The organism is Flavobacterium microcysteis, assembly GCF_006385255.1.
GTDB lineage: Bacteria > Bacteroidota > Bacteroidia > Flavobacteriales > Flavobacteriaceae > Flavobacterium > Flavobacterium microcysteis.
Genome location: NZ_VFJE01000054.1, coordinates 304,446 through 330,938 on the forward strand (window position 1 = coordinate 304,446; position 26,493 = coordinate 330,938).

Annotated in this window: 24 protein-coding genes; 19 read left to right on the forward strand and 5 right to left on the reverse strand. The window is 40.3% G+C overall.

Features of this window, described 5'->3' with window-relative positions:
- Nucleotides 1–42 precede the first annotated feature (42 nt).
- Together FJA49_RS10400 and FJA49_RS10405 are read left to right on the forward strand one after the other, a co-directional pair.
- Nucleotides 43–1,248 carry an SIR2 family protein gene (locus tag FJA49_RS10400; protein ID WP_123852517.1) on the forward strand — a complete coding sequence of 402 codons (1,206 nt, stop codon included), beginning with the start codon at nt 43–45 and terminating at the stop codon, nt 1,246–1,248.
- Nucleotides 1,249–1,250: 2 nt separating this feature from the next.
- Nucleotides 1,251–3,005, forward strand: a complete 1,755-nt coding sequence (locus FJA49_RS10405) for an ATP-binding protein (protein WP_002979431.1) — start codon at nt 1,251–1,253, stop codon at nt 3,003–3,005.
- A gap of 37 nt (nt 3,006–3,042) precedes the next feature.
- Here the strand turns inward: FJA49_RS10405 and FJA49_RS10410 are convergent, their stop codons facing one another.
- From FJA49_RS10410 to FJA49_RS18620, 5 genes are read right to left on the reverse strand one after another with little or no spacing between them, the layout of a single operon-like run.
- Nucleotides 3,043–3,675, reverse strand: coding sequence for a conjugal transfer protein TraD (locus tag FJA49_RS10410; RefSeq protein ID WP_123852516.1), 633 nt, complete (start codon nt 3,673–3,675; stop codon nt 3,043–3,045).
- 2 nt (nt 3,676–3,677) lie between these two features.
- Nucleotides 3,678–3,950 carry a DUF3408 domain-containing protein gene (locus tag FJA49_RS10415; protein WP_123852515.1) on the reverse strand — a complete coding sequence of 91 codons (273 nt, stop codon included), beginning with the start codon at nt 3,948–3,950 and terminating at the stop codon, nt 3,678–3,680.
- Nucleotides 3,951–3,961: 11 nt separating this feature from the next.
- A complete protein-coding gene (locus FJA49_RS10420) occupies nt 3,962–4,426 on the reverse strand; it encodes a DUF3408 domain-containing protein (protein ID WP_123853033.1) in 465 nt (154 codons plus the stop codon).
- Between the two features lie 4 nt (nt 4,427–4,430).
- The gene (locus FJA49_RS10425; protein ID WP_123852514.1) at nt 4,431–5,198 is read right to left on the reverse strand and encodes a ParA family protein; all 768 of its coding nucleotides are present in this window, start codon (nt 5,196–5,198) and stop codon (nt 4,431–4,433) included.
- A gap of 52 nt (nt 5,199–5,250) precedes the next feature.
- Complete coding sequence (locus tag FJA49_RS18620) at nt 5,251–5,382, reverse strand: hypothetical protein (protein ID WP_262711051.1); 132 nt, start codon at nt 5,380–5,382, stop codon at nt 5,251–5,253.
- Between the two features lie 551 nt (nt 5,383–5,933).
- Here FJA49_RS18620 and mobA point away from each other — a divergent pair.
- The 17 genes from mobA (at nt 5,934) to FJA49_RS10510 (ending at nt 26,459) form a co-directional block, all read left to right on the forward strand.
- Complete coding sequence (mobA, locus tag FJA49_RS10430) at nt 5,934–6,371, forward strand: conjugal transfer protein MobA (RefSeq protein WP_002979426.1); 438 nt, start codon at nt 5,934–5,936, stop codon at nt 6,369–6,371.
- Between the two features lie 2 nt (nt 6,372–6,373).
- A complete protein-coding gene (mobB, locus tag FJA49_RS10435) occupies nt 6,374–7,666 on the forward strand; it encodes a conjugal transfer protein MobB (RefSeq protein ID WP_002979425.1) in 1,293 nt (430 codons plus the stop codon).
- A gap of 102 nt (nt 7,667–7,768) precedes the next feature.
- Nucleotides 7,769–9,769, forward strand: coding sequence for a conjugal transfer protein MobC (gene mobC / locus FJA49_RS10440; protein ID WP_123852513.1), 2,001 nt, complete (start codon nt 7,769–7,771; stop codon nt 9,767–9,769).
- A 111-nt stretch (nt 9,770–9,880) separates the two neighbouring features.
- The gene (locus FJA49_RS10445) at nt 9,881–10,291 is read left to right on the forward strand and encodes a hypothetical protein (RefSeq protein ID WP_002979423.1); all 411 of its coding nucleotides are present in this window, start codon (nt 9,881–9,883) and stop codon (nt 10,289–10,291) included.
- A gap of 91 nt (nt 10,292–10,382) precedes the next feature.
- Nucleotides 10,383–10,646, forward strand: coding sequence for a hypothetical protein (locus FJA49_RS10450; RefSeq protein ID WP_002979422.1), 264 nt, complete (start codon nt 10,383–10,385; stop codon nt 10,644–10,646).
- A 119-nt stretch (nt 10,647–10,765) separates the two neighbouring features.
- Nucleotides 10,766–11,449: a HupE/UreJ family protein gene (locus FJA49_RS10455; protein WP_002979421.1), complete on the forward strand. Its 684-nt coding sequence runs from the start codon at nt 10,766–10,768 to the stop codon at nt 11,447–11,449.
- A gap of 11 nt (nt 11,450–11,460) precedes the next feature.
- Nucleotides 11,461–12,069: a hypothetical protein gene (locus FJA49_RS10460; RefSeq protein ID WP_002979420.1), complete on the forward strand. Its 609-nt coding sequence runs from the start codon at nt 11,461–11,463 to the stop codon at nt 12,067–12,069.
- Nucleotides 12,070–12,090: 21 nt separating this feature from the next.
- Nucleotides 12,091–16,485 (forward strand): CusA/CzcA family heavy metal efflux RND transporter, encoded by a 4,395-nt coding sequence (locus FJA49_RS10465; RefSeq protein ID WP_123852512.1) that lies wholly within the window; start codon nt 12,091–12,093, stop codon nt 16,483–16,485.
- Nucleotides 16,486–16,505: 20 nt separating this feature from the next.
- A complete protein-coding gene (locus tag FJA49_RS10470) occupies nt 16,506–17,702 on the forward strand; it encodes an efflux RND transporter periplasmic adaptor subunit (protein WP_140000883.1) in 1,197 nt (398 codons plus the stop codon).
- 215 nt (nt 17,703–17,917) lie between these two features.
- Entirely contained in the window at nt 17,918–19,756 is a 1,839-nt protein-coding gene (locus FJA49_RS10475; RefSeq protein WP_123852510.1) for a heavy metal translocating P-type ATPase, read from the forward strand.
- Nucleotides 19,757–19,786: 30 nt separating this feature from the next.
- Entirely contained in the window at nt 19,787–20,209 is a 423-nt protein-coding gene (locus FJA49_RS10480; RefSeq protein ID WP_123852509.1) for a hypothetical protein, read from the forward strand.
- 135 nt (nt 20,210–20,344) lie between these two features.
- Entirely contained in the window at nt 20,345–20,665 is a 321-nt protein-coding gene (locus tag FJA49_RS18575; RefSeq protein WP_123852508.1) for a DUF6122 family protein, read from the forward strand.
- Nucleotides 20,665–21,030, forward strand: coding sequence for a hypothetical protein (locus FJA49_RS10490; RefSeq protein ID WP_123852507.1), 366 nt, complete (start codon nt 20,665–20,667; stop codon nt 21,028–21,030). Before FJA49_RS18575 ends, FJA49_RS10490 begins: the two co-directional genes overlap by 1 nt.
- 72 nt (nt 21,031–21,102) lie before the next feature.
- A complete protein-coding gene (locus FJA49_RS10495; protein ID WP_123852506.1) occupies nt 21,103–23,508 on the forward strand; it encodes a TonB-dependent receptor in 2,406 nt (801 codons plus the stop codon).
- Between the two features lie 91 nt (nt 23,509–23,599).
- Nucleotides 23,600–24,868 (forward strand): PepSY-associated TM helix domain-containing protein, encoded by a 1,269-nt coding sequence (locus tag FJA49_RS10500; RefSeq protein WP_123852505.1) that lies wholly within the window; start codon nt 23,600–23,602, stop codon nt 24,866–24,868.
- The gene (locus FJA49_RS10505; RefSeq protein ID WP_081457767.1) at nt 24,858–25,196 is read left to right on the forward strand and encodes a MerC domain-containing protein; all 339 of its coding nucleotides are present in this window, start codon (nt 24,858–24,860) and stop codon (nt 25,194–25,196) included. Before FJA49_RS10500 ends, FJA49_RS10505 begins: the two co-directional genes overlap by 11 nt.
- A gap of 36 nt (nt 25,197–25,232) precedes the next feature.
- The gene (locus FJA49_RS10510; RefSeq protein WP_123852504.1) at nt 25,233–26,459 is read left to right on the forward strand and encodes an MFS transporter; all 1,227 of its coding nucleotides are present in this window, start codon (nt 25,233–25,235) and stop codon (nt 26,457–26,459) included.
- The last annotated feature ends 34 nt before the right edge of the window (nt 26,460–26,493 follow it).

The window sequence follows — 26,493 nt, forward strand, 5'->3', positions numbered from 1 at the left end:
ACTTCTTATAAACACGAGTTTTAATAAACAAAATATGAGTGTATGAATTATATTTTACTCAACAATAACAGTTCTGTTGCTTATGATGATAGTGATGATGCCGATGTCAAAGTGTATATCGACGGTAAACTTCACGATTTCAAAGAAAGCACTGAAAACAGGATAGATTATGCTATTGCAACAAAGAGGAACAAGTATTCTCAAACTTTAAATAATCAGTTTGAAAATTTATTACTCCTCACAGGGGCTGGCTCGTCCATTGGTTGGGGCAAGGATGAAAAATTAGGTAAGTCGATGGCTAATTTATGGGATGATGCGGAAGCCCTTTTGACTACTGATGTTTTTAACAAGTTGCTTGAAACGATTGGCTATGAAGAGAAATGGGAAGATGGTACAATAGTGAAGAATTTAGAAAAAGTTCTTTCTATGGCTACCCCTGCTATTCCTTATGTACCTAAAGGCGATATTGACATAGAAGATTGTGTAAACAAGATTAAAGATTTTATCAAAGATGCTTGTCAATTGAGTTTACCTGATAATTCACCTCATACGCTTTTACTAAATAAAATAACCAAACGAAAGGTTACGCTACCACGATTTAAATTGTTCACATTGAACTACGATATGATGTTTGAACAGGCGGCTTGTGAAAGCAATTTTGTGGTTATTGATGGCTTTTCATTTTCTCAACCAAGAATATTTAGCGGACGTAATTATGATTATGATATTGTTTCTCGAAATCAAAGCAGGGTAAAAGAGGAAGATAATTTCATTCAAAAGGTTTTTCACTTGTATAAGTTACACGGTTCTGTAAATTGGGAAAAAGAAGACAACAAAATTATACAGAAAGAAAACCCTGACAACCCATTGATGATTTACCCGCATCAGTCTAAATACGAAAGTTCTTATGAACAGCCGTATTTCGAGATGATGTCGAGGTTCCAATCTAATCTCCGAAAGGATAATGTTTTTCTCATAACGATAGGGTTCAGCTTCGGAGATAAACATATAGTTACTGCTATTATCGAAGCTCTTGAACAAAATCCAAGTTTCCAATTAATGATTATCAATCGTGGAATAGATGAAACTAATGAAAATCTGAAGCCATTTATTGATGCTTCAAAGAAATATTCCAATTTAAGTATTGTATCAGAAACCTTTGAAGATTTCGCCAAAAATTATCCTGACTTAAAATCTTATAATCAGGAAGATACAAGACAAATAGTAATTAACATTCCTAACCCCTAACTATGAGTAATAGTCCTTTTAATCACAGCCACTTTCTTGGGTACATAAATTTTGTATCCCCTGCTTTTGTCAAAGTGCATTTTCCTTCATCAGTTTTGATGAAAACATTTGTGCATCACGCAGAAGTGTTGCGGGGTGGTCTTGTTGGCAATTATATTGTTATTGAGGGAGAAGACAAGGGGTTTTTAGGAAAAATGTTGGAAATATCGTTGCCCGAGAAAGAACGATTAGAATTAAGCGAAAGAACCTTTTCAACTAAGGCATTTCATCCGGTTGGCAGAATTGAGATTTTGCTATCATTTGACTTATTTAACCCCAATAAAATAGAAAAAGGCATAAACAGTTTACCACTTATTGGCTCTAAGGTATTCATTTGTTCTTCAGAATTTTTATCTACTCATTTCAAAACTTTCGGTATAAAACCAGAAAATATTGAGCATTCTCCGACATTTAGAATGGGTAATTTGATTTATGATAAAAATGTTCCCGTAGATATTTCATTGCAAGCAATCTTCAGTAGGCATTGTGCTGTGGTGGGTACAACGGGTGGTGGAAAAAGTTATACAATTAGTAAATTTATCGAGGGTGTTATTGAAACTGGCGCAAAGGCTATTATTTTAGATCCAACAGGAGAATATTCCACGTTTGATGCACATCCGAAAGTCGCACATTCCGTGCTTATTTCAGAAAGTTATTTCCCTTATCAAAATTTAACTATAAATGACTTGTTTGTCCTGTTCAGACCATCAGGACAAGTACAACAGCCTGTTTTGTTGGAAGCGATAAAATCTTTGAAAGTTGCTCACTGTTTAATGAGTAATATTCCCAATAATGGACATCTTAATGATGGAACAAATGACAATTTCACTTTTAGAGGGCAGCAAGTTGTGATAAACAATGGATTGATTGTAAAACAGGGAAATTTTACTGCCGCATATAATAATGCTTACTTTACTTACAAGGCGATAGTAGAAGATTTTTCAATAAATAATTTTGGTATAAACCTACTTCATAGACAAATTGGAAACGAATGTTTTCAAATATTTAATGACCGTTGGGCAACAAATAGGGATGAAAGAAATTATGGAAATGCAACCAGCCTAATAATGCGTGTCAATAATGTCATATCTGACAATGATTATGCAGGAATGTTTGGATTTAATGCACCAACAACCAACAACTTGATAACGAAGATTAATGAGTTTTTAGACAATCCTGATTTAAACGTATTGAGAATTGGGTTTGAAAACGTCCCATATAATTTTCAGGTACGAGAAATTTTAGCAAACTCATTGGGAAGATATTTATTAAACAAAGCAAGAACCAATGCCTTTAGAGAAAACCCTTTAATACTTTTTGTTGATGAAGCACATCAGTTCTTGAATAAAAAAGTTAAAGATGAATATTTTGAAAGTACAGAGTTAAATGCTTTTGACAATATAGCTAAGGAAAGCCGAAAATATGGATTATTCCTCTGTTTATCGACACAGATGCCAAGAGATATTCCTGTGGGAACATTAAGTCAGATGGGAACATTTATTACTCATAGACTGATAAACTACCAAGATAAAGAAGCGATAGCAAGTGCTTGTTCAACAGCTAATAAAGAAACACTTTCATTTCTGCCGTCTTTGGGGTCTGGAGAAGCCATTGTAATGGGTGTTGATTTTCCAATGCCTATATCTGTCAAAGTGGATTTGCCTACAATTACACCAAAGTTTGACACTCCAAAATTCGTAAAGGCAACCGGAGGTTAAAAGATATTCCCTTGTTTTCTAAAAGACAAAGGGAAGTCTATATAAACTCCCCAATGTCAAAATCACTTAAATCACTTTTCCGCAAATTTGAAGAATTGTCTTTGGCATCAGTGGTAAGAGTGCTATCCAAAAGCTCGGCAATCTTTCGGGAAGCTCCCTCCATTGAACTTTCCAGCAGAGCAAATAATTCGGTTCCTTGTAATCTTTGAACTATATCAATCGCTGTTTCCTTTTGGGCTGGCTCTAATTTTTCTTTCTGAAGCAAGACCCCCACGTTGTTTAGTTCCTGAAAGGTAACCCCTTGGGCAAAACCGTCATCGCCTACGGAAGCTCTGTACCTGTTCAATTCTTCCTCCTCCGTCAAATCAGGTACACTACTGAATACTTCGTCCAATTCTTCCTGCGGAATTTGAATATTGACTTCTTCGTATTTGTCATATTCGATGACCAAATTAGCAGGGTTAATCTCCGGTTCTGCAATTTGGCTTTCATTGGCAGTGTTTGGCACTGATTGGCTTCTTACGGGCTTAGGTTGCCCCATAATATCAGGTAGCTTCGGATTGACTTTTTCCTGTGCAGGCTTTTTCTCCGACTTCCATTTAATGACAATCTTGTCCTGCAATAGCAGGGCAATGACTATCAGCAGGCATATTACTATTACTGTTTCCATAGCTAAAAGTTTGGCTTTTTCGTTTTATCGTACATTGCTCTCATTTCAGCCCCGTAATCGTCAAAATGGTGCTGGAGCAGATTGTATAAATAATCCGCAAGGGTCAGATTGCCACCACCGAGCATAAACACGAGCTGGCTTAGCTTCTGATGAAATTCTTTGCTGATATATACCGTTTTTCCGTTCCGTGCTAAAAACTCCGTAGGCGTTAGGAACGTGGATTTGTATTGAGCGGTGCGTAATGCTTTTTTCGGCTTTTGCTTTTCATTTTTCATAATCAAATACTTTAAAAAATAGGTTTAAACTTCTCATTAAAATCATCGGTAATCGCTTTCTCAAACAATTCAAAATGATGCTCCAAAATATTGTCGAGGTAGGCATAAAGGGGTATCTTGTCGTTTCCGATAACCTGTACAATACGGGATAGCCGTTCGTGGTATTCCTGACGGATATAGATGCTCTTGTCGCCTCGCTTTTCCATAGAGTGCGTACTCAAAAAACGTTCGCCGTAGGTATTGTCATTTTTCTTGGCTCTCGTGGTGCGTTCCCTTTGTACGGGCTTCTCCTGTACCTGTTCCTTAGCTTTTATCTTGCTCTCCTCTTGGGCAGGTTCTTTGGCAGGCTCAGGCTCTTTCGGAGGGTCGGCAGGAATATGTTGCATTCCCTCTTTGCGGACACCGCCAGCCATTAGCGACATTATATATTCTTCGTCTATTTCCGGTGCGTTTCTTTTTTTATTTCCTTTTTCCATAACATTACAATTCAACGGTTCTTAAAAATTCCTGTACAAACAAATCCAAATGGCAGGCAGTCATTAGCTTTGGGTCGGGAGGCAACAATGAGGAACGGAAAGCCGTTTTTTCCATTGCTTCGCCCTCTTTTCTGAAACGCTTGCTGTCCGTGATATAGGTCTTCATTAAATTAAAACCCATATCTGTAATGAATTTGCCGTACAAATCGTAGAGGTGCGATTTTTCACGCCTATCGACTTGGTTCCAAAACAGGCGAATGCCTTTAATATTACTGTTTCCGATTTTCGGAATAATATCGGTCAATGCCTGTGTAAAGCTCAATGTACTTTCCACGACAACCCTGTCAGCAGTTATAGGCGAAAAGATATAATCCATACCCATAAGCGTTTGGAGTATCCCCGAGGAATTGACTGTGCCTGGCAAGTCAAAAAAAATGACTTCCAACGGCACAGTTGATGATTGGATTAAATCTTCGACTACGCTCAATGCGGTTTCCGCTTTACATTGTACAATCGTGTAGGCTTTCTTGTTAATGGTCATAAACTGTTTATGAGCCATTTTCTTAAAGTTCTCGTTTTCTCTCACAGTCGTCAAATCCCGTTCACGCATTTTCAATAAACTATGCTGTGGGTAATCGCAATCCAACACCGCTACATTATAGCCCATTCGGTAATAAAGCGTACTTGCGATAAGAGCAGTAAATGTACTTTTGCCGACACCGCCTTTCTGTGAAGAAAAGGCAACAAACAGAGGTTTCTTTGTTGTTTCCATATTTTAAAAATTTAAAGTTTCATTCCTTGCAGGCAGTCCTGCGGACAGTCCGTCAGGCGTTCCTGATTTCGCTCCGGCTTCCTTGCAGGATAGCCAGCAGTCTTGACGGAACTCTTGATTGCCTGCCTGCGATACTGCAGGACGGCAATCGTTCTTGTTTTCCGTCCGTCAGGAGAGCCGTCATTCTTGCGTTCCTGCAATCTTGCATTCAGGAGAGCAAGCCTGATTGATTGCAAGCCGTCAGACTATCACGCTTGCATTCTTGCAATCCTGCCGTCAGGCTTTCAGGCTTGTTTGCATTCGTGAATGCTATCAGTCTGTCAATCCTGATTGACGGGCTGACTGACTTCCTGCCTGAAATCTGATACAAAGAACTATCAACATTCTTTTCGTTGTATGTACGTGGCAGTGTTTGGCGTTCATTGGCACTGTTTGGCAGTGTGTGATAGTGCTATGCTTTCAAAAACAGGGCTTTACTTTGTAGAAAGAATTTTATTAACAGATTTATGCAAAAGCGAACAAACAAAATGGACTTTTACAGCGACGGCTTCGAGCCGTTTTTCCCTGTTAAAATCAATCCGACCGTAGGGAGGATTTTTGTGTTCAACAGAACACGGCAAGTTGTGTTTTGAGCATCTCGAAAACTTTTCGGATGCTCAAAACCACTTGCCCTTGCAGGGAGCAGAAAACGTCCTCCGAAGTCGGCGTTTTTGTGTGAATTAAAATGGCTTAGTGATGAATGAGAACAGCAAAAAACAGTTAAAAAAGACGGGGCGACCGCTTAAAAACGACCCTGCGAAAATCCGCTACACGATTTCTTTTAACGAGGAGGAACACGCCCGTTTTCTTGCCCTCTTTGATAAATCGGGTATGCAGATAAAGGCACATTTTATAACGTCTTGCATCTTCAATAAGACGATAAAATCGGTACATATTGACAAAGGAACAGTTGATTTCTATATGCGACTGACTTCGTTTCACAGTCAATTCCGCTCTATCGGGGTAAACTATAATCAGATTGTAAAGCTATTGTACAAAAGTTTTTCCGAGAAAAAGGCATCGGCATACCTGTACAAGTTGGAAAAACAGACGGCAGAAATGGTCGAATTGTTCAAAAAAGTTGTGGATATAACCGAGGAATTTGATAAAAAATACCTCAAAAAACAGCCTTAAAAATGATAGCGAAAATCGGAAGAAGTGCAAATTTATACGGTGCATTGGCATACAATAATCTGAAAGTTGAAAAGGAAAACGGACAAATTCTGTTTACCAATAAGATTATTGAAACGTCCGACGGGCAATATTCCGTTGCACAATTAGCCCAATCTTTTGCTCCTTATCTGTTGGCAAACCAAAATACGGAGAAACATACGTTGCATATTTCCTTAAATCCTGACCCGAAAGATAAGGTCAGCGACGATACTTACAGGGAAATGGCACAGCAGTATATGAGGGAATTGGGCTACGGCGAACAGCCTTTTGTCGTATTCAAACACACCGATATTGACCGCTCCCACATTCATATCGTATCGGTTTGCGTGGACGAAAACGGCAAAAAAATCTCTGACAAATTTGAAAAGGTAAGGTCGATGAACATCTGCCGAGAACTCGAAAAGCAACACAATCTTATACCAGCTACGGACAAGAAACGTCAGCAGAACGACAAAATTTTTAAACCTGTAGATTACAAAGCTGGCGACGTAAAAAGTCAGATTGCTTCCATAGTTCGGCACTTACCGAACTATTACCAATTTCAGACTTTGGGAGAATATAATGCTTTGCTATCCCTGTTCAATATTACTACCGAGAAAGTGGAGGGCGAATTGCAAGGACAGCACCGAGAGGGATTGTTATACATTCCGTTGAACGAGCAGGGCGAAAGAGCCGGACACCCGTTTAAGGCTTCCTTGTTCGGAAAGAATGCAGGACTACCAGCATTGGAATTGCATTTTGCGAAATGCAAAACGGCTTTAAAAGACCACCCGACCAAGCAGACTTTAAAAGCTGCCGTAACGATTGCCCTGCAATCTACGGCTGATGAATTGAGCTTTAAAAAACAGTTAGGCGAGCAAGGTATTAATGTAGTGGTTCGCAGAAACGACACAGGACGTATTTACGGCATCACATTTATAGACCACAATTCCAAAACCGTTTGGAATGGTTCACGATTGGCAAAGGAACTTTCAGCCAATACCTTTAATGATTATTGGAACAATAACATCAAGCCCGACATCAAAGAGCCTGACGAGCCAAAAGAAAAAATATCCCGTTCACAGGACAAGGAAGATTTACCAGCCGAGAAACCGCACCCTATGTTTGAATTTGATAATACCGATAAGAAAGACGACGGATTGATTGAAGCCTTTGGAGGTTTGCTTATCCCTGAAGCACAGGGAGAGGATTACGAAGAAACGGACTTTGCCAACAAAATGAAGAAAAAGCGGAAACGCAAAAGAGGTCAGCAGTAACATTCAGCCAAACACCGCCACGTACTGCCATTGACTGCCACAATCTTATAGCTACACTATACAGCCCATAAATTCACGCCCGAACATTTAAAATTTATCAAAATGCAGGGAGAAGACGATTTGAGAGGCTTAGCTAAGATTATGGCATTTATGCGAGCCGTAAGCATCATTATAGTATTGATGCACTTGTATTGGTTCTGTTACGGGTTCTTTATACACCGTGGCTGGACATTGGAGATTATCAATAAGATTTTGGGGAACTTCAATCGAACAGCAGGACTGTTTGAACATACCTTATATACCAAAGTCTTCGCTTTGGTATTGTTGGCTTTGAGCTGTTTGGGAACTAAGGGCGTAAAGGACGAAAAGATTACGTGGGGCAAAATTTATGTGGCTTTGGGTATCGGCTTCGTCCTTTTCTTTTTGAATTTCCCATTATTAAAGCTACCACTAAACACCGCTACATTTCTCTATATCCTGACTACGGGTTTAGGCTATATCGCTTTAATGGTTGCAGGGGTTTGGATGAGCCGTTTGCTCCGTAGCAATTTAATGGACGACGTATTCAACAACGAAAACGAGAGCTTCCAGCAGGAAACCAAATTAATGGAAAATGAATACTCCGTTAATCTACCAACCAAATTTTATTACAAAAACAAATGGAATGACGGTTGGATAAATATTGTAAACCCTTTTCGGGCAACGATTGTACTCGGAACCCCCGGTTCAGGTAAATCGTATGCCATTGTAAACAATTACATCAAACAACAGATTGAGAAAGGTTTCTCAATGTACATCTACGATTTCAAATTCGACGACCTTTCTACGATTGCCTACAATCACTTATTAAAGAACAGGAATAAATACAAAGTACCGCCAAAATTTTACGTGATAAATTTTGACGACCCACGCAAGAGCCACCGTTGCAATCCGCTTAATCCCGACTTTATGACGGATATTTCTGATGCCTACGAAGCTGCCTATACGATAATGCTAAACCTCAATAGGTCGTGGATACAGAAGCAAGGGGATTTCTTCGTGGAAAGCCCAATTATTCTATTGGCAGCTATTATTTGGTACTTAAAAATCTATGAAAACGGCAAATATTGTACGTTCCCACACGCTATTGAATTGCTGAATAAAAAGTATTCGGACGTTTTTACGATTTTGACTTCTTATTATGAATTGGAGAATTATTTATCTCCTTTCCTCGATGCTTGGCAAGGTGGAGCACAAGACCAATTACAGGGGCAGATAGCTTCCGCTAAAATTCCATTGTCAAGAATGATTTCGCCGAGCTTGTATTGGGTTATGACGGGCGACGACTTTTCTTTAGACATCAACAACCCTAATGAGCCGAAAATTTTGTGTGTCGGAAACAACCCCGACCGACAAAATATTTATTCGGCAGCTTTGGGTTTGTATAACTCCCGAATTGTCAAACTCATTAACAAGAAAGGACAGCTAAAAAGTTCGGTCATCATTGACGAGTTGCCGACGATATATTTTAGGGGATTGGATAATCTTATTGCAACAGCGAGAAGTAATAAAGTAGCTGTGTGCTTAGGTTTTCAGGACTTTTCGCAATTAATCCGTGATTATGGAGATAAGGAAGCTAAAGTCATTCAGAACACGGTCGGGAATATTTTTAGTGGTCAGGTTGTCGGAGAAACGGCAAAGAGCCTGTCCGAACGTTTCGGAAAAGTTTTACAAAAACGCCAAAGTATGACGATTAACCGAAATGATAAATCAACTTCAATTTCTACACAGTTGGATAGCTTGATACCAGCCTCTAAAATTTCAACCTTAACGCAGGGTATGTTCGTGGGTGCTGTGTCCGATAACTTCGATGAGCGTATCGAGCAGAAAATATTCCACGCTGAAATAGTTGTCGATAATGAAAAGGTTGCAGCCGAAACAAAAGCGTATCAGAAGATACCCGAAATTTTATCTTTTGTTGATGAAAACGGAGTGGATAATATGAAACGGGATATTGATAAAAACTACCGTCAGATAAAATTAGACATTGTTCATATTGTCGAGAGTGAAATGGAGCGTATCAAGAACGACCCGAATTTACAGCACTTGATACAGGAGGGATAGTTTGGACATATCAAAAAATAAATACGATAATTTAGTTTTTTCCGGTATCTAAATTCACTTTTTTGCATCGAATTGATACCCAAATGAATTTATTTACATACATTTGCGATAATGTTGCGTAAGTATTCTGCCATATTGTTTTTAGTTGTTGCCCAAATTGTAATTTTGGGTCACGGCATTGTATCGCACCACCACCACGCTGACATCGTTAATGATGGGCATCATAATGGTAAAAATAGCCATCATAAAGACAGTAAGGAAACACCATTAGAGCTTGCTTTCTCCGGTTTTATACACGCTGGCGAACACGTTTCTTTTACCAATTCTGACGAAACAAGAGTTGTCATATCAAAGGACGATGTAAAATCAGTAAAGGCTTTGCCTGTCGATTTTACCAAACCTGTTGAATATATAGTAGTCTATCAGAAACACACGTTTCCACCCGATAGGCATATCATTTACTTACCACCGCTCCACGGAGCATATACCCTTCGGGGTCCTCCCTCTTTCATCGTTGCTTAACTTTCAATTCTCCGAAAGTTAAAATTTGAGTTATGCCCAAAATTCATCGGGCAGGTTATTTCTTTATTTATTATCAAATTTTATTTTAACGATGAAAAAATCATTCATTATAGCGGCTTTTGCTGCACTTACATTTGTAGCTTGCAATAACAGTGGAAAATCTTCTTCCGACAATTCCAATACAGAACAAGAGCAGTCGGCTCCGGTAGTCAATCAAGACAGCATTGACAAGGCTCACGGTCATTCACACGACCCTAACGGCGGACATACAGCACCGGCAGCAAAACAAGACAGTTCTAAGGTTGCACCTGTTAATCAGGATAGTATTGATAAAGCTCACGGACATAAGCATTAATTAATTTTTTAAGCAACGTTTTTCAATCATTGCGGTCAGGGCTTTGGCTATAATGTATTGCATACACCTGTATGCAATACAGCCGGGCTTGTACTGCCTAACTTAAAAATTCAATTATAATGCGGTATATAAAAGTAGTTTTATCAATAGTGCTGTTGCTATTGGTAACAGGCTCGGTGTATGCTCACGGTGTAGATGAGGATACCCAAACTTTCCTCAGTGGAAATTCAGGCGTTGCCTTTGTACCCTTTTTGTACATAGGAGCCAAACATATGTTGACGGGATATGACCATTTATTATTTCTCGTAGGGGTTATATTTTTCCTTTACCGTCCGAAAGAAGTATTGCTGTATGTGAGCTTTTTTACCATTGGACACAGTATTACCCTCTTGTTGGGCGTATTGGCAGATATGGCAATCAATGCTTACCTGATTGATGCAATCATAGCCTTGTCCATTGTGTATAAGGGCTTCGATAATTTGGGTGGCTTTCAAAGGTTCTTGGGGTATCAGCCCAATACCAAAGCGGCTGTTTTAATCTTCGGACTTTTTCACGGCTTTGGTTTAGCCAGTAAATTACAGGAATTGAGTTTTGACCGTACCGGATTGTTGACCAACCTACTTGGTTTTAATATCGGTGTAGAAATAGGTCAGTTCATAGCCTTAGCCCTTGTATTATTTATTATCACTAATTGGAGAAGGTCACCGAGTTTTCTCAAATTCTCGACAGTTACCAATATGTTGCTTATGGCAGCAGGTTTTTTATTGTTCGGCTATCAGTTGGTCGGTTATTTTAATTCTTAAAAATTATCAAAATGTCAGAAATAGCACATCAAATCTTAGATAAGAAATCTATCATTAAGCAGGTCATCTATGCTTTAATTATAGGAGCGGTACTTCTTGTTAGTGCCGTATTACCGGCAGAATACGGTATAGACCCTTTGGGTATCGGTAAAGCAACCGGTTTTAGCAAATTATATGTTGGTGACGGCGGTTCGGAAACGCTTGCTTCGGGACCACATAAAATATTGCAATTGGAAAACGTAGGTTCTCCGGCAGATGTAGCCAAACCTGCGGCAGCAGATAATCCGCCACCCGCTACCCAGCTCGCAGAGCGGACAGACGAAGTAAGTGTCGTTATTCCGGCAGGCGAAGGATTGGAATATAAGATAAATATGTTGAAGCACGGTCAGTTGAAGTACGAATGGATTACCGATAAAGGAGAACTATACTTTGATTTTCACGGAGAGGTTAAGAACAACAGCAACTATTTTGAAAGCTACACCATTGCCTATTCCAACAATATGGTGGGGTCATTGCTCGCTCCGTTTGAAGGTCCGCAAGGATGGTACTTCAAAAACAATTCAAATGAGGACATCACTGTCAAAATCAGAATGAAAGGACAGTATCTCCTTAAACAATAACTATTCTAATAACATTATGGTATGTTAAATAACATCATTCATTTTTCAATCAAGAATAAGTTGATAATAGGATTATTTACCCTGGCATTAATTTGCTGGGGTACGTACTCCCTTACCAAACTTCCTATTGATGCCACACCCGATATCACGGATAATCAGGTGATGGTCATTACTGTATCGCCTACATTGGCGGCACAGGAGGTGGAACAGCTTGTAACCTTTCCGGTGGAGCAGACAATGGTCAGTATTCCCGGCATTAAGGATATGCGTTCCTTTTCCCGTTTTGGGCTTTCCATCGTAACCATTGTATTTAAAGAAAATGTTGACATCTATTGGGGACGACAGCAGGTACAGGAAAGATTGACCATAGCGGAAAAAAGTATTCCCGAGGGTGTCGGTACACCCGAAATGGCTCCGGTAACTACCGGTCTTGGGGAAATCTATCAATACAGCATTCACCCCAAAAAAGGTTATGAAGACAAGTACGATGCCACTGAATTAAGAACTATTCAGGATTGGATTATTAAACGGCAATTATTAGGTACGCCCGGCGTTGCAGAAGTAAGCGGCTTCGGTGGATTTGTAAAGCAATACGAAATCGCTATCGAGCCTGACAGGCTTGCCAGCCAGAACATCAATATCTCCGATATTTTCACGGCATTGGAGAAGAACAACCAGAATACCGGTGGTGCTTACATCGATAAAGGTCCTAATGCTTACTTTATCCGAAGCGAAGGCTTGGTAAAGAACATCGAGGAAATCAAAAAAATAGTGGTCAAAAACGAAGCTGGCGTACCTATTCTTTTAAGAGATGTAGCCGAAGTACGGTTTGGAAACGGACCGAGATACGGAGCAGCCACCCGTAATGGTGAGGGCGAAACTGTAACAGGGGTAGTGATGATGCTTAAAGGAGCTAATTCATCTGAAGTAATTACCAATGTAAAGGCTAAGGTAGCAGAAATAGAAAGCAGCTTGCCTGAAGGTGTGGAAATTGAGCCTTTTCTTGACCGTAAAAAGCTGGTGGACGGAGCTATTTCTACCGTTTCAACCAACCTGATTGAAGGTGCATTAATCGTGATTTTTGTACTGATACTTTTCTTAGGAAACCTGCGTGGCGGGCTTGTGGTCGCTTCCGTAATTCCATTGGCAATGTTGTTCGCCATATCTATGATGAACCTCTTTGGCGTATCGGGCAACCTGATGAGCTTGGGAGCGATAGACTTTGGTATCATCGTGGACGGGACAGTTATCATCGTCGAGGCTGTGCTGCATCGAATAACGGGAAGTAAAGACCGGTACGGAGGTGTGGCAAAACTGACACAGGAGCAAATGGATGAAGAAGTCTATCAATCGTCCCGTAAAATACGCTCTGCGGCTGCATTCGGTGAGATTATCATTCTGATTGTATACCTGCCATTATTAGCGTTGGTAGGTGTAGAAGGTAAAATGTTCGGACCAATGGCACAGACTGTTTCTTTTGCCATTTTAGGAGCTTTCTTGCTTTCGTTTACCTATGTACCGATGATGTCGGCTTTGGTGTTGAGCAAGAAAACAACCCATAAGGAAAACTTCTCCGACAGAATGATGAAGGCTATTCAGAGAGTTTATACGCCTATCATCGAGGGAGCAATGAAAATGAAATTATTGGTCGTTTCTATTGCAGTAGGTCTTTTCATCATTACAATTTTTGTATTCAACCGTATGGGTGCAGAATTTATACCTCAGTTGGATGAGGGTGATTTTGCGGTAGAAACAAGGGTTCCGGTCGGCAGCTCTATCAACCAGTTGATAGATGTTTCACAGAAAGCCCAAACTATCCTGCGGAAGAACTATCCCGAAGTAGAAGAAGTAGTAAATAAAATCGGTTCGGGGGAAATTCCCACAGACCCGATGCCTATTGAAGCGGGCGATATGATAGTGAAACTAAAGCCGAAAAAGGAATGGACAAGTGCCAAAGACAGAGAAGAACTGATAGAAAAAATGCAGGCTGACCTATCCGTTATCCCTAACGCTACATTTAGTTTCCAGCAACCTATACAGATGCGTTTCAATGAGTTGCTTACAGGAGCAAAACAGGACGTGGTTCTAAAAATCTATGGAGAAGATTTGGACGTACTATCAGACCTTGCTTCGGATGTGGGTCGTAAAATAAAAAATGTCGAAGGTGTAGAAGATTTATATGTGGAAGAAATAACAGGTTTGCCACAAATCAGCATACAGTTTAACAGGGATAAGATAGCACAGTACGGAATGAATATCGAAGACGTAAACAGTGCCATTGAAACAGGATTTGCAGGTAAAGCAGCAGGTTTGGTATATGAAGGCGAAAGACGGTTCGATTTGGTGGTAAGGCTGGATAATGCTTCGAGAGCAGATATTACGGATGTTCAGAATTTATTTGTAAGTACGCCCACAGGTCAGCAAATTCCTCTAAGTGAAGTAGCAGATATTTCATACAAACCGGGTCCGGTACAAATCCAAAGAGATAATGCCAAAAGACGGATTACACTTGGTTTCAACGTAAGAAACAGGGATGTAAAAAGTATCGTGAACGATATTCAGGATATTGTGGGAGCAAAAGTAAAAATGCCTGCGGGCTATCATATCACCTACGGCGGACAATTTAAAAACCTCGAAGAAGCCAATGCGAGGCTTGCAGTAGCATTGCCGGTGGCACTCTTACTGATTTTGCTATTGCTGTACTTTACGTTCCGTTCGGTAAAACAAGGTCTATTGATATTTACTGCAATTCCGTTATCGGCGATAGGTGGTGTATTTGCTTTGCTCATCAGGGATATGCCTTTCAGTATCTCCGCCGGTGTAGGTTTTATTGCGTTATTCGGTGTTGCTGTTTTGAACGGGATTGTATTGATTGCAGAGTTCAACCGTTTGGCTAAGGAAGGGGTTAATGATATTTACGAAAGGGTTCGGATTGGTACACGGGTAAGATTAAGACCCGTACTGATGACAGCCGCAGTAGCTTCGTTAGGATTTTTACCGATGGCAATCTCATCTTCATCAGGTGCAGAAGTACAACGCCCGTTGGCTACGGTAGTTATCGGAGGTCTGATAACGGCAACTGCACTGACCCTTGTGGTACTTCCTGTACTGTATATCTATTTCACAAAATCATCATTCAAAATGCGGAAGCCCAAAACCTTGCCTACGGCAATATTACTATTAGGATTTTTAGGTTTACCGTCGGTAATGAATGCACAAGTACCTACAAATTCCGGTACAAGAGTGCTGACCTTACAGCAATCCATTGATGAAGCGTTGAAAAACAACAACAGCATCAAGATAGCGGAGTATAACATCAATGTACAGCAGGCATTAAAGAAAGGAAGCGTTACTATTCCTAAAACGGAAATTTCCTATACACAGGGTGTAGTAAGTAATCCTACTATTAATGATAACCTGATTAATGTTACACAGCGTTTTGATTTTCCCACTGTTTACAGCAATCAATCAAAGTTGGCACAGGAAAGGATACGCAGCAGCGAAAAATACAAGGCTGTAACCGAAAATGACCTTGTTGAAGACGTAAAGCTGGCTTACCTGCAATATCAGTATATATTGGAGAAAAGACGGCTATTGTTGGAACAGGACACGATTTACAGCAAGCTAAGTAAAGCAAGTAATGCGAGGTATAGAACAGGAGAAAGCACAAGTCTTGAAAATGCTACTTCGTCAGTCCAATACCGACAAATTCAGAATGAGCTGGAAAAGAATGAAGCCGATATACAAATTGCCAAACGTCTTTTACAGACATTGCTTAATACAACCGATGACATCAGCATAGCAGATACGGCATTGGTTGTAAGGGCAGAATTATTGGCTATTGATGGTGTATCAACTACCAACAATCCTATCATTCAATATCTGCAACAGGAAATCAATGTTAGCCAAAGAGAAATATCCTTGCAGAGAAGCAAGATGTTACCGGACATTATTTTAGGTTATAACGGTCAGACCTACAAAGGTCTGCAAACGATTAACGGTGTCGATAGAACTTATACGGGTAAAGACAGGTTTAGTTTTTTCCAAGTCGGTATAAGCATACCTCTTTTTCCGGGTGGTTATAAATCTCAAATCAATGCGGCTAAAATCAATGAACAGATTGCACAAAAACAGGTAGAACTGACGACTACAAATCTGAACGGACAGCTTAAAGAGTTGGCACAGCAGTATGTGAAATTTCAGAAATCTCTAAACTATTATCAGACACAGGCATTGCCACAGGCAGACCTGATTATCAGTAATTCGGATAAGAGTTTTAGAAACGGTGATATTTCCTATACACAATATCTGCAAAACCTTACGCTATCCAATAATATCCATTCAGAGTATATAGACAACCTGTATAATCTTAACCGGGTTATTATTTCCATAGAGGCAATTTTAGGCAACAATTAATCATTCAAAAAATCAGAATAATGAATAGGTCATCATTTAAAAAATATATACCATTATTACTGTCAGCAGTATTGGTGGTTTCGTCCTGTAAGGATAAAAAAGAGAATGCTGCCGAACAGGCTCCGGCAGAAACAGAGAGCAAGACCGATACAGCACCTTCGGTAAAACAAATTACGTTTACCGCTGACCAGTACAAGCTGTCGGAGATACAAACAGGCTCCATAGAAATAAGAAACCTTAGCAATATAATCAAGCTGACAGGAGCTATTGAAGCTGAACCGAACAGCATAGCCACCGTATCAGCACCATTAGGCGGTTATATCAAAACAGCAGGGTTATTGCCGGGGCAAGCTGTAAAAAAAGGGCAGCAATTAGCCACTATTGAAAATCCGGAGTTCATCACCATTCAACAGGAGTATTTGGAAAGCATCGGCAGGCTGGAGTATTTATCACAGGAATACAAAAGACAGCAGGAATTGAGAAATGAAGATGTCAATGCTGCCAAAACCTTCCAACAGGTAAGCTCTGATTACAATGTGATGAAAGCCCGTATTGCAGGTTTGGAACAGCAGATGGCACTTATCGGCATCAGCAGTAACGCCTTGAAAAACAGCAAGCAAATTTCCAGAACTGCGGGTATTTATGCTCCCATTTCAGGGTATATCAAAGTCAGTAATACCAATATCGGAAAATACGCCGCACCAACCGATGTACTGTTTGAGATAACGGGTGTAGATGCACTGCATCTTGCTTTAAATGCTTTTGAAAAGGACTTGGGCAAAATTCAGGTTGGGCAGACCGTTAAGTTTTCACTTTCCAATGAAAATGATTACCGCCATACCGGAAAAGTGTACTTGGTCGGTCAGGCTGCAAATGACAAAAAAATGATACCGGTGCTTTGCCGCTTTACCAAAGATGCAAAACTCTTACCGGGAATGTATGTAAAAGCGTGGGTAGAAACAGGAACGGAACAAAAGAATGCCGTACCTAATGATGCCATTGTTCAGTTGAATGGTTTGGATTACATCATCATCCAAACAACAGGGAATAATGACAGCTATACATTCCAGTTGTTGCAAATTGCCAAAGGTGTGGAGCAGGAAGGTTATACAGCAGTTGAATTACCTCAAAGTGCCAACCAGCAATCGTTAAAAGTAGTCACGAAAAACGCTTATACTATCCTTTCAGCTATTAGAAATGCGGAAGAGGAAGAATAATCATATCGGGAAACCGAAGCATAAGAGAAAGAAGAAAAGACCACCTCCGCAAAGGCAGGGAGGTGGTAAATCTTCAAATAATAAATGGGGATACAAGATGATAAAGTATGGTTTAATAGCATTGGTAGTCTTGTTATTTCTATCCGTTCTTATTTTGCTCGGTGTGTTTCCCAATATTAATGTAGGTAATAACCATAGACATTAAATTCTAAAAAATGAACACATTTAAAACCTTTTTTTCCCGGCAGTTCTTGTGGGAAATCATACGCATCATTACAGTAGGTATTGCCAGCCTGTTGTTTTATATGGAACTCATTCCATTACCCCTGTTGCTGGCAGCTACGGCTTTCGGTCTGTATTCTTTGCTAAAGACGGCTATTGTCGAGCTTATCAAAGAACGTAAAGTCGGTACGGAACTTTTTATCTCCATAGCCGTAATTGTATCGGTTGTGGGCAAAGAATACCTTGCCGGTTCCGTAGTACTGATGATTATCCTGATAGCGGAATATATCGCCAGTGCAAGCGGAGAACGGGCAAGGGCATCTATCAAAGAATTGATAGGCTCTGTACCACAAACAGCCGTCATTAAAAAAGACGGAAAAGAGCAAACAATCCAAATCACCTCGCTGGTTATGGGCGATATTGTCGTAGTAAAAGCAGGAGAAAAAATACCTGTTGACGGTAAAGTCATTGCCGGTTCCGGTTCCGTCAATCAGGCTCCTATTACCGGAGAAAGCGTACCGGTCGAAAAAGTAAACAACAGCGAAGTCTTTGCCGGAACTATATTGGAGCTGGGAGCATTGGACGTTCAAATGACCAAAGCAGGTAATGATACGGTGTTTTCAAGGATTATCGCTTTGGTCGAAGAAGCCGAAAGCAGTAAAGCTCCCATTGAAAAACTCACTGACAGGGTAGCCTCGTGGCTGATACCATTCGTGTTCATTTTTGTTATAGGTGTCTATTTAGTAACAAAAGATGTAAAGCTGGTCATCGCCTTATTGATTTTTACCTCGCCTGCCGAATTAGGCTTAGCCACCCCATTAGTAACTATATCTGCCATTGCAAGGGCAGCCCGTGAAGGTATCTTGGTAAAAGGAGGTAAATATTTAGAGGAACTCGCAAAGATAAAAACCATTGTTTTCGATAAGACCGGAACACTTACCGTAGGTAAACCTACGCTGAACAACGTAGATATATCGGATAGCAACTATACAGAAAAGGACTTACTGTATTTTGCGGCTACTGCCGAAAACCGTTCCAGCCACCCATTGGCAAATGCGATTATTGTCCGTGCAGAAGAATTAGATGTGGAGCTTTCAGAGCCGACCGGCTTTGAGGTATTTAAAGGAAAGGGGCTTGGAGCTTCAATAGATGGCAGAAAAGTGTTGATAGGGAACAAAACATTGATGGACGACCATAAAATCAGTGTTATAATAAATAGCGAAAACCTTACAGATACGGCTATTTATATGGCAATTGATAATAAGGCTGCCGGTGTATTCTATGTGTCCGACACCATACGTCCGGGAGCAAAAGAAATGATTGAAGAACTGAAAAAAAGCGGTGTTCAAAATGTTATAATGCTTACCGGCGACAATCTGCAAACAGCACAACACGTGTCAAATCAGTTAGGCATTACCTCGTTCAAAGCGGATATGCTGCCGGAGGACAAAATTAAAGCTATACAGGAACTCCAATCCACAGGAGAAAAAGTAGCAATGGTAGGCGATGGCATCAACGATGCTCCGGCTCTTGTGCAGGCAAATGTAGGTATCTCTATGGGTATCGTAGGTACGCAGGCAGCAATGGAAGCCGCTGATATTGTTTTGGTGGAAGACAAACTCGAAAAAATTGCCCGTTCCAAAGCTATCAGCAAAAGAGCATTCAAAACTATCAAAGAGAATATAATCGGGGGTGTTGGTGTGGTACACGTATTGGGTATTACACTGGTATTGTTGGGGGTTTTAGGACCCGTAGAAGCAGCAGTCATTCACCTGTTGCCCGATACGCTGGTATTTCTTAATTCAGTCAAACTACTTAGAGTAAAAATTTAATTATTAATTCACTTTTAAAAATCAAAAAAAATGAGAAAAATCAAATCAATCGGAATGGCTTTAGTGGTTGCCATAGCCACGCTTCCCGTAAGCCCTGTAATGGCTCAGTCGGGTCACGGTTCTGCCCCTCACGGCGGAAAAATGATAGACGTTGACAATTACCATATTGAAATGGTAAAAGGTAACAATATGCTGACCTTTTATGTGCTGGATGCCAATGCTAAAACATTAAACAAGCCCGCTACCGGTTCGGTAGAGTTTGCTTTTGAGAATGGCACTAAGTCAAATTCAAATCTCAAAGCAGATAAAAACGGTGCATTACAGGTGGCATTGCCCAAAAACGCAATTCATACAAATTGTACTGTTACGATTAAGGTTGATGGCAAGAAGCTGACAGGAAAATTTAAAAATGAGGTTTCTGCCGCTGAAAAAGCACACGGGCATCAGCATTAAATCTATGAGGTTGAAACATACTATCTTCTTCTTTTTGGGGAAGAAGATGGTATGTCAATTCAAATACCGTGTATCAATATTAAGTGAGAAAAACAAATAACATAATAATGCTAAAGGCTATAAGAAAGTAACGATATGGAGCAATTTATCCATTACTTTTTACACCTTATTTTTCCGGGTATCCTTTCTTATTTTCTGTTTAAGGAAAATTGGATAAGATGCTATGCAATATTGTTGCTCACTATGCTGGTTGATTTAGACCACCTTTTGGCAACACCAATATTTGACCCTTGCAGGTGCAGTATAAATTTCCACCCCCTGCATAGCTGGTTTGCTATTGCTATTTATTTTATCCTGTTGTTTTTCAAACCGACACGGGTTGTTGCCGTGGGGTTGCTTTTACATATGGCTACCGATGGTTTGGACTGTTTTCTTAGCCAAAATAATTGCGGTTGATGTTAAAAGATATAAGACATATAAAAGGGCTTTTTCTTTTGCTATTGTACGTTTTTGCCAATAGCCCGGTTATCTTATACCACCACCACGACGATGAAATTATCGCCTATTCAAAAGCAAGCCAATGTGAGAAGACAATATATTATGGGGATGAAAGCAGTACCTGTAAGCATAAAGCACATCTTACCAAAGCATTCAAAAAGTGTTCTCTTTGTGATAATCATTGCTTATCGCCCCATCTTATTGTTGACGCCCCTAACATTTACGTTGATGTACAGCTTTATTTTGAATACGGTTTATGTAAGGTAAGTTTTTACGAAGCGGAACTCCTTGCTATTAAAAACAAAGGACCGCCCGCAGTTTGATTTTTTATATAGATGCGAGCAGCCGAACGCCTGTTTGCTCATATCAAACAATAATCGTTAAAAAATCAAACAATGAATTTAAAAAGCATATTACCATTGGTTGCATTTGTTTCTGCAACCACAAACATATTTGCACAGAACTGTATTTCGGGTACGGTAAAAGACGAAACCTCAAATGAAAATTTAGCTGGTGCATCAATCTATATTGCTGACCTGAAAACAGGTGCAACGACAGCCACAAACGGTAGTTTTAAAATCAATAACCTTAAACGGGGAACTTACCTTTTAGAGATAAATTATACAGGTTATCAACCGATAATCGAGAAGATAAGCATTGACAAAGATACGGTTATGGACTTTTTGTTAAGTCCCGCTGTTACAGAGCTGAATGAGTTAATCATTACAGGCGTAACTCGCTCAACAGAATTAAAATTAAGCCCTGTCATTGTTAAAGCGGTGGACGGTAAAACACTCAATCAGAACAGTGCTACCAATCTGATTGATGCTTTAAGGAATGTACCCGGTGTAAACCAAATAACAACAGGGACAGGAATTTCAAAACCTACCATACGAGGTTTGGGATTTAACAGAGTAATTACATTGAACAATAATATCCGGCAAGAGGGACAACAATGGGGCGATGAACACGGTATTGAGATAGATGAGAATGCAGTGGACAGAGTGGAAGTTGTCAAAGGTCCCGGAAGCCTTATGTACGGTTCGGACGGGATTGCCGGAGTGCTTAATTTTCTTGCTCCGAGATCCCTGCCATTAGGACAGGTAAAAACACAGGTTACGACCAACTATCAAAGTAATAACAACCTCATAGGCTATTCCATTGCCAATGCAGGGAATAAAGACGGCCTGCAATGGCTCGGCAGGTTCAGCAACAAGTTTGCAGGCAACTACCAAAATGCCTACGACGGGAAAGTTTTCAATTCGGGTTTTAAGGAAATCAACGGTAGCCTGTTTTTGGGAATAAACAAAAGCTGGGGACACTCACATCTGACCGTAAGCTCTTATAACAATACCCTTAATCTTGTAGAGGGAGAAAGAGATGAATTAGGAAGATTTATCTACGAAAATGCCAATGGCGATGAAGTGGTAGCAACGGACAAAGATTTGAGAGGGTATAAAACAGGTTTTCCGCATCAGAAGATAAATCATATAGGTGTAGCTTCAAACAATTATTTCATATTGGATAAAGGAACGCTAAATGCCGACTTTGGTTTTCAGAACAATAAACGCAGGGAGTTTGAAGACCCTGCCACACCTGATGAGCCGGAATTGTTCTTTGATTTGAAAACGCTCAACTATAATGTACGATACAATTTTGAAAAAGTAAATGGCTGGGAAACATCGGTCGGCATCGGCGGTATGTGGCAGAGCAACACCAACAGGGCAATAGAGGCTTTGATACCCAATTACAGCCTTTTCGATGCAGGAGCGTTTGTGTTCACGCAGAAAACGTTTTTTGATAAGCTCACTTTAGCCGGAGGTATCAGGTTCGACAACCGGTATATGAACTCAAAGGAACTTTACCTCGATGAAGACGAAAATCCTGTACCCGGTACAGACCCCGATGCGGAATTAAAATTCAGTGCCTTTGAAAAGAACTACAATGGCATTTCGGGAAGTTTGGGATTATCGTATAAGGTGGATAAAAATTCTACTTTCAAATTTAACGTATCGAGAGGTTTCAGAGCACCGAACAGCACCGAGCTTTCTGCCAACGGAAGACACGAGGGAACGTTCCGTTACCTGTTTGGAAAATCAGACCTTAAACCGGAAATCAGTCATCAGGTGGACGTTGCCTATTTCCTCAATTCCAAACACATCACGTTGGAGATTACGCCGTTCGTGAACTTCATAGGCAATTATATCTATCTCGAAAAAATGGTAGATGCAAACGGCAATGAAATTATTCCAGACCCTGCCGACGGTGCACCAGCGTTTGAATATACATCGGGAAATGCCGCCCTAATCGGAGGCGAGATTTACTTGGATATACACCCGCACCCTATGGAATGGTTGCATTTTGAAAACTCCTTTTCCTATGTGCAGGCAACGCAGAGCAACCAGCCCGATAATCTGAAATACCTACCCTTTATCCCTGCCCCAAGGTACAGGGGAGAAGTCAAAGCCGAGCTTAAAGCAGTCAATAGCACATTCTCCAATGCTTACATCAAGTTCGGGCTTGACCATTTTTTCAAGCAGGACAAATTTCACGGTGCTTACGGTACAGAAACAGCAACACCTGCATACACCTTGTTGAGTGCAGGAATTCGAACAAATATAAAAGCATTCAACCGAAGCGACTTTATGTCTTTGTATATCAGTGGCGAAAACTTGGCTGACGTGGCTTATCAAAATCATTTAAGCAGGCTGAAGTATGCCCCCGAAAATCCCGCAACGGGACGTATGGGTGTTTTCAATATGGGACGTAATATCAGCGTGAAAATGATAGTGAATTTTTAATAACAATTCTGTAAAGCCTTATCAAATTTATGGTGGGGCTTTGCAGAAAATTTTATCCAATATGTAAAGAAGATTTTAATTATAATCATCAATGAAAAATAGAAATAAAAACACTTGGCAAAGAACTCGGAAACTATTTAATGATATCCATCTTTGGTTGGGATTAACAAGCGGTATTATCGTCTTTATAATCTGTCTGTCAGGTACATTGTATGTTTTTAACACCGAGCTGACCGAGTTGGGTGCTTCTCATCTGTATAAGGTATCGATACCTAAAGGCGAGGAACGAAAAATGCCCGACACTTTTCTTGAAACTGTAACCAAACATACGGGTGGAAACGTAAGCTCCGTTAGAATACCCAATGATGCTAATCGTACCTATACATACGTCGTAAGAAAAGAGGGAGATAAAAGCCGGTTTGGCACATCTTATATGGTAAACCCTTACAACGGAGAGCTACTTGGCTCTTCACAAGATGAGAATGCGGTCAGGGACTTTATGGGCATAATGTTTAGCCTGCACCGATGGCTGTTGTTGGACAAGGTAGAAAAGCCAATTATCGATGGCATAGAAAATCGTAAGCTGGGTAGTATGATTAGTGGTTGGGCAACGATTATTTTTACTTTGGGTTGTATTACCGGACTTGTTATATGGTTTCCGCAAAAGGTAAAAAGTTGGAAGCAGGGGTTAAAGATAAAAGTTGCAGGCAATTGGAAACGTACAAATCACGACCTGCATAATTCTCTCGGGTTTTATTCTTTGATTTTATTATTAATTATGGGGCTTACGGGACCGCAATGGTCTTTCCCTTGGTATCGTACCGGACTGCAAAAAGCATTAGGCACTTACAAACCCGAAACGGAGACAACCCGAGATGGAGGAAGTAAAAATAAACAGACGGAATATCCACAGAAAGAAAAAGAAGCACTTATTGATAAGGTTCCGTTATTGACCCTTAAAGAATTAATAGCAGTTGCTGATACAAATCTACCGTACTCTGGAGACTACGTTATCTCCTTGCCGAAAAGCCCCGATGAGCCTATTCAGTTCAGCAAAACAAAAGTTGGTTTTTTTGCTTCCGCCGCCTCCGACAAGGTGTCATTAAATGCGTACACAGGAAGTCTGATTTCAATAGATATTTTTGCCGAGAAGCCGTTTAATGAAAGAGTAGCAGGGTCTATTAAGGCATTGCATATAGGAAATGTGTATGGTACGTTCTCTAAAATACTCTATTTTATTGCTTGTTTAATTGCAACCAGCCTACCTATAACGGGTACTTTAATTTGGATAAACAAGTTGAAGAAAAAACGAAAAAAAAGTAATCGAAAAAATATGGAGGTAATCATCAATGAAAAATAAAACATACGACATACTCGGCATTTCGGCAGCAACGCTCTGTTTAATCCATTGCCTGATTTTCCCTTTGCTTGTCATTATACCGATTGGCATATCGCATAATCCGTATATAGATTTAGCCTTTTTGATTATCGGAGCTATTATAGCATTCAAAATCTGCAAGACGACCGACAGCAAGCTGGTCATTGCTCTTTTTGCCGTTTCATTGCTTACGATTTTAATTTCGGTAGTCCTCGATGCCCTTTACCATATACACCTGCCCCTTATTTACGTCGGCTCCGTGGGGCTGATTACGGCACATATCATCAATCATCGCAGGACGCATACCTAAAGAAATCGGGAAAACAACGCTAAAAAACAATACTGAATGGCAACAAATAATATAATAAACGCAATCACAGAACCCTTTAAAACCCTGCGAAACACGACTTTCGCAAGGCTTTATTTCGCACAGATAGCAAGCCTTTTCGGCGATGCTTTTACGTGGCTTGGTTTGGCTTTGCTCACGTATGAGATAAGCCCCCGATATGCCGCCGCCATATTGGCATCAGCCCTTACATTAAGGGTAACGGCATACATCATCTTTTCGCCCTTTGCAGGTGTGGTATCAGAAAAATTCCAACGCAAACAGATATTGCTCATCACGCAGTTTGCAAGAATGGCAATCGTCTGTATGCTGCCTTTCGTCAATGCCGAATGGCAGTTGTACGCATTGATATTTGCATTGAATGTGTTTGCTGCATTTTTTACGCCTACATACAGAGCAATCATTCCGCAGATAGTGGAAAAAGAGATATACAGGGAAGCCAATGGCTTATCAATGGCAACCTTTCAGCTATTGAGTGTTTTTGGTCCTGCATTAGCAGGTATCGTAGCAGTTTGGTTAGGAGCAACACAAATATTTTTTGTCAATGGTGCAACGCTGTTCATCGCTATCCTTTTTATTCTCTCTATTCCCAAAGCATCATTGCAAAGAGGTGTAAGCAGTGATAATGCCGTACCTCAAAAAACGTGGGGCGAAGTATTAAAAGGTATACGCTTATTGTTCGGCAACAAGATTGTACGGTTTGCATTAAGCATTGAATTTATATCAGCCGTTGCTGGTGCTGTTGTTTTGGTCAATACGGTTGGCTTGGTAAAAACGTCCTTAGAGTTGGACGATAAGCACTACGGGTGGATAATGTCGGTATTCGGCGTAGGTGCAGCGATTACAGCTTTTTTATTGGGTAGTTTAGACAAGTCCAAAACACGTAGCGTTTCACTGATTAGCGGAGCAATGCTGATAGGTGCCGCTATCAGTTTTGCCAATTTCGTACCATACAACGGGCTGATGTTCTTGTGGATTTTGGCAGGTATCGGGCAGACCTTAGCCGATATGCCGTCCGAAACACTGATAGGCGAAAATATCGAACCTAAAGACCAAGGCAAAGTGTATGGTGCTCATTTCGCATTCTCCCATTTGTGGTGGGCAATCGCCTACCCGATAGCGGGATTTTTAGGTACACAATTCCCGAATAGAGAGTTTTTGTATGGTGGGATAGCTACCATTGTTTTAGCGATTATTGCTATTCTGATGTTTAGAAAATCAAATTAAAAAATGTAGCCTGAATATTAATTTAAGATAACCG

What these genes read in the sequence shown, in the direction of transcription:
- mobA (WP_002979426.1), top strand. Translation starts at nt 5,934, where the DNA reads ATGAATGAGAACAGCAAAAAACAGTTAAAAAAGACGGGGCGACCGCTT.
- FJA49_RS10425 (WP_123852514.1), bottom strand. Translation starts at nt 5,198, where the DNA reads ATGGAAACAACAAAGAAACCTCTGTTTGTTGCCTTTTCTTCACAGAAA.
- FJA49_RS10465 (WP_123852512.1), top strand. Translation starts at nt 12,091, where the DNA reads ATGTTAAATAACATCATTCATTTTTCAATCAAGAATAAGTTGATAATA.
- FJA49_RS10445 (WP_002979423.1), top strand. Translation starts at nt 9,881, where the DNA reads ATGTTGCGTAAGTATTCTGCCATATTGTTTTTAGTTGTTGCCCAAATT.
- FJA49_RS10475 (WP_123852510.1), top strand. Translation starts at nt 17,918, where the DNA reads ATGAACACATTTAAAACCTTTTTTTCCCGGCAGTTCTTGTGGGAAATC.
- FJA49_RS10415 (WP_123852515.1), bottom strand. Translation starts at nt 3,950, where the DNA reads ATGAAAAATGAAAAGCAAAAGCCGAAAAAAGCATTACGCACCGCTCAA.
- FJA49_RS10405 (WP_002979431.1), top strand. Translation starts at nt 1,251, where the DNA reads ATGAGTAATAGTCCTTTTAATCACAGCCACTTTCTTGGGTACATAAAT.
- FJA49_RS10455 (WP_002979421.1), top strand. Translation starts at nt 10,766, where the DNA reads ATGCGGTATATAAAAGTAGTTTTATCAATAGTGCTGTTGCTATTGGTA.
- FJA49_RS10500 (WP_123852505.1), top strand. Translation starts at nt 23,600, where the DNA reads ATGAAAAATAGAAATAAAAACACTTGGCAAAGAACTCGGAAACTATTT.
- FJA49_RS18575 (WP_123852508.1), top strand. Translation starts at nt 20,345, where the DNA reads ATGGAGCAATTTATCCATTACTTTTTACACCTTATTTTTCCGGGTATC.
- FJA49_RS10490 (WP_123852507.1), top strand. Translation starts at nt 20,665, where the DNA reads ATGTTAAAAGATATAAGACATATAAAAGGGCTTTTTCTTTTGCTATTG.
- FJA49_RS18620 (WP_262711051.1), bottom strand. Translation starts at nt 5,382, where the DNA reads ATGACGGCTCTCCTGACGGACGGAAAACAAGAACGATTGCCGTCCTGC.
- FJA49_RS10480 (WP_123852509.1), top strand. Translation starts at nt 19,787, where the DNA reads ATGAGAAAAATCAAATCAATCGGAATGGCTTTAGTGGTTGCCATAGCC.
- FJA49_RS10505 (WP_081457767.1), top strand. Translation starts at nt 24,858, where the DNA reads ATGAAAAATAAAACATACGACATACTCGGCATTTCGGCAGCAACGCTC.
- FJA49_RS10410 (WP_123852516.1), bottom strand. Translation starts at nt 3,675, where the DNA reads ATGGAAACAGTAATAGTAATATGCCTGCTGATAGTCATTGCCCTGCTA.
- FJA49_RS10400 (WP_123852517.1), top strand. Translation starts at nt 43, where the DNA reads ATGAATTATATTTTACTCAACAATAACAGTTCTGTTGCTTATGATGAT.
- FJA49_RS10510 (WP_123852504.1), top strand. Translation starts at nt 25,233, where the DNA reads ATGGCAACAAATAATATAATAAACGCAATCACAGAACCCTTTAAAACC.
- FJA49_RS10470 (WP_140000883.1), top strand. Translation starts at nt 16,506, where the DNA reads ATGAATAGGTCATCATTTAAAAAATATATACCATTATTACTGTCAGCA.
- mobC (WP_123852513.1), top strand. Translation starts at nt 7,769, where the DNA reads ATGCAGGGAGAAGACGATTTGAGAGGCTTAGCTAAGATTATGGCATTT.
- FJA49_RS10420 (WP_123853033.1), bottom strand. Translation starts at nt 4,426, where the DNA reads ATGGAAAAAGGAAATAAAAAAAGAAACGCACCGGAAATAGACGAAGAA.
- FJA49_RS10495 (WP_123852506.1), top strand. Translation starts at nt 21,103, where the DNA reads ATGAATTTAAAAAGCATATTACCATTGGTTGCATTTGTTTCTGCAACC.
- FJA49_RS10460 (WP_002979420.1), top strand. Translation starts at nt 11,461, where the DNA reads ATGTCAGAAATAGCACATCAAATCTTAGATAAGAAATCTATCATTAAG.
- mobB (WP_002979425.1), top strand. Translation starts at nt 6,374, where the DNA reads ATGATAGCGAAAATCGGAAGAAGTGCAAATTTATACGGTGCATTGGCA.
- FJA49_RS10450 (WP_002979422.1), top strand. Translation starts at nt 10,383, where the DNA reads ATGAAAAAATCATTCATTATAGCGGCTTTTGCTGCACTTACATTTGTA.